Annotated in this window: 1 protein-coding gene; it reads right to left on the bottom strand. The window is 60.0% G+C overall.

All coding sequences use genetic code 11. From position 1 onward, the window contains the following. Nucleotides 1-187 precede the first annotated feature (187 nt). Nucleotides 188-3,013 (bottom strand): inverse autotransporter beta domain-containing protein, encoded by a 2,826-nt coding sequence (locus HNS03_RS25545; protein WP_367198862.1) that lies wholly within the window; start codon nucleotides 3,011-3,013, stop codon nucleotides 188-190. Nucleotides 3,014-3,337 lie beyond the last annotated feature (324 nt).

Below are 3,337 nucleotides of genomic sequence, written 5' to 3' on the forward strand. Positions count from 1 at the left end.
CACGCTCATCGCTGAGGACCGCCGCTGGCAGGCAAACGCGCCACAAAGGGCTTGATCTCGAACACAGATGCTTGCGCGTAGCGCTAATGCATTTTCACGATAAAATTGGCAGATCAGCACTTACGCTGAAGAATGGCCATGCGCCGATCCATGCTCCGAACTTGCGTCTGGTAAAGGCGCTACGGCTCTACCGCCGAGCACAGCGGACATTAAGATTAGCGATCTTACCGTGGTAGCCATGGTTACCGTCACTGAAGCGCTGTATCCATGCGTTGTGGGCAGGAGTCTCCGAGGACGACCAGTAATATTGGCCGCTCGTATCAAACCCGGCCACCAAAGGCCCATTATTGTTACCGGCACTGGCCGAGCCCTGTCCGGTTGTTAGGGTCGTTCGGGGGTTATCTGTATCATCATCCGCCAAATGCTCACCTTCCTCCAGATTGGAGTAAATCACATCCAGTTCCGTAACGGCGGGCAAATACCAATCCGCCCCTAGTGCACGGCATGATTCAGCCGCCGGATATGTCCCGGCGGGCGCGCCGGTATCAATCAGGTCATCGGTATTGCCGGGCCCGTCCACCGCCGCCGTGGCTGTTATGGGCGATGCATTAGGAAGTTCGGTTGTGGCATCATCGTTGCCAGAGGCATTACTCCATTGCAGTGTCGTACGCCCCACACAGGCGCTGCCGTTCCAGGTGGCACCTTGGTCGCAACGTTTGACGAAGATTTCGGTGCCGTCCGGCAGCTCCCCGGCAAAAATGCCGACATCCGCCATATCGGTGGGATCGGAGCCGAACAGTCTTGCGCAGGCGACATCGCCTGGCTCTGACAAATCGCCAGCCGGGCAGGCAGATTGGCCGAAGAGAATGGTGATCGGGACGCTACCGGATAGGGTTCCGCTGACCTGGCGGACCATGGGTGCGCTGTTGGCGATGCCTTTGAGGGTGCCGCCGTTTTTCTCGATTTTTTGTGCATAGATATTGGACAGTCCCACATCGCCCGGAGCCACGCTGTAGCTGAAGATCAGGGAGTTGGTGCCGCTGCCGGAGGTATAATCGGCATAGCGGTCCTGGCCGCCGAGGGTGAAGTACAGGCGCGGCGTTCCCGTCACGGTGACCGCTTCGGTGAGAGGAACCGTGAAGCTCAGCGTGTTGCCATTGGCCAGCGTGCCGCTGATCGTGACTGCATCGCTGGCGTACGGTGCGGCCTTACGGTTTGTGGGCGTGGGGCCGATCAGGTCAAGCTGAGCGTGGGCCTCTGTGGCATGGGTTTCGTAGGTGGCCGTGGCTTCGCCTTTGATTTGCGGCGGCACCGCATCGCCGTCCTGCGACTCGCCGAGCTGTTCGGTGTTGACCCGTGTGGTGCCGGAATCGTCCGTGAAGTCCGCTGCGCCGTCGCGGACGCGCAGCGTGGTCGAGCTGCCCGCTGTTCTGACGTCCACATCCGTCCCGATCAGGGCAATGGTCCCGCCCGGCGTGTTGATGGTGGAGATGCCGCCATCCCCGCTGGTGAACTGAATCAGGCCGGAGAGCAGGACGATCGCGTCTTCCTCCAGCCGCACTTCGCTGTTCTGCCCCACATCAAGCCGCGCGCCGTTGCCGAACACCACGGTCACTGCATCGCCCGCGCTGTTGCCTGTGGTGATCGTGGCACCGAAATTGAGGGCCTGGCCCACGCTCACATTCGCGCCCTGCGCAAAGGTCACCTGCGCAGTGACATCGGGGTCTTGCCGCACTTGCACGCGGATTTCATTCGTGCGCCGCACCTTGTCAAAGCGCCGATCCATGACCGAGGCCAGATTGTAAGAGGGGCGCTCCCACATCTCATCAAAACCCTGCCCAAAGCGGTAGTTGAGCCGCAGCGTAATCTCGCCCTCCAGATCGTCCATTGCATTGTCTTTGGTGGCGGAGCTGCGGATCGTGAAGGCGTTCACCGGCGTATATTCCATGGCGAACTGATAGCCCCAGATGTCGTCCCCATCGGGGTTGAGCGCATCCGTCTTTTCCTGAATCCAGTGGTAGCCCTTGGCAAAAACCTCCAGCTCCGGGATTTTGGGAGCGCGGCCCGAGACTTCGATGTCTTCTCCGCCCAGAGCCTTCTCCTCATAGCCATCGCCGCGCCCGCGCCAATCCGATAGCGCGAAGTATTTGTTAAAGCTCACCCCATACAGGCTGGTCTTGTAATCCACGCCCAAAGACATGCGGCTGTGGTGATAGGGCCATTGATGATCAAAGAACGCATTGGCCCCGAACATGTGCTGCTCGTCATCGGTGATATAGCGATAGGCGAGGCCCGCATTGGCCGTCTTACGCCGGTCCACCACGCCCGTGCCGATATCCTCGACTTCCTTCTTGGAGAAGGACCCCTGCGCAAAGACATTGTGGTGCAGGTCTTCGCTGCTCCACAGCGGCTGCACGCTCAGGATCGAATATTCATCGAGCCCGCCTTCGGTCAGGGAATATTCCAGCTCCAGCTTGTTGAGGAACACCAGCGAACTTGCCGCCGCTCCGGCGCGCAAACCCTCAAGACCACTGCGCAGCGCCAGCGTTTGCAAATCACTGCCAACATCACCCGTCTCACCGCCGGACAACCCGGTCATCGCTCCAGCTAGCCCTTCGGCCAGAGCCGTACCCCCGCGCGCCATCTCATTCGTGGCCGCATCCATCGCCGCCGAAGCCATAGCGTTATCCAGCTCCGGCAAGATGCTGCGCAAATTCTCCCGCACCCAGTCCTGCGTCAGGCTGCCACCACCCGAGAGCAGGGACCGACCGCGCCGCGCCAACATCGAGACCGCATCCTCCATCCGCGGATCGCCTTCGAGCATCTGCCCGCTCGCAATCACCTCGCGCGCAATCCGCCGCTCCCAATCGCTGTATTCGCGCTCGGGCTCTTGCTCATAAACTACGGAAGAGGAAGTCTCAGAACCTTGCGCAACCGCATGCGTTGTCGGAAACACACACAGCATTGCCAAAATCAAAACAAACAAAAATCTCTCAGCAATCCAATGCGGCATCAATAACGGCGGTTCAGATCAAAAAATTAAGTAAATACGGCGCAATACCAGAATAAATACTATTGAAATCATCCAAGCGGGGCAAGTCTGAATTGCCCGTACCTGGTATTTGTTCCGAATCCGCGCCGCCCTCTGGTGAGGCGCCTGCTTTCCGCCGCCAATTGGGGATGAAGCAACGGTGCAGGCGCCTCGCCGGAAGGGGCGATGTCCGTTCGCCTATGTCGGGGCCTCCAGCCCCATCCGCTTGAACGCGCGGGCGAGCGTGATCGGCGATACGCCCAGGCGCGCCGCTTCATCCTTCGCGCTGATGCCGCTCTGGGACAC

The organism is Amorphus sp. 3PC139-8 (assembly GCF_040750475.1).
Lineage (GTDB): Bacteria > Pseudomonadota > Alphaproteobacteria > Rhizobiales > Amorphaceae > Amorphus.

Bases quoted from the DNA above. Each gene is read 5' to 3' on its own strand.
- HNS03_RS25545 (WP_367198862.1), bottom strand. From the start codon at position 3,013: ATGCCGCATTGGATTGCTGAGAGATTTTTGTTTGTTTTGATTTTGGCA.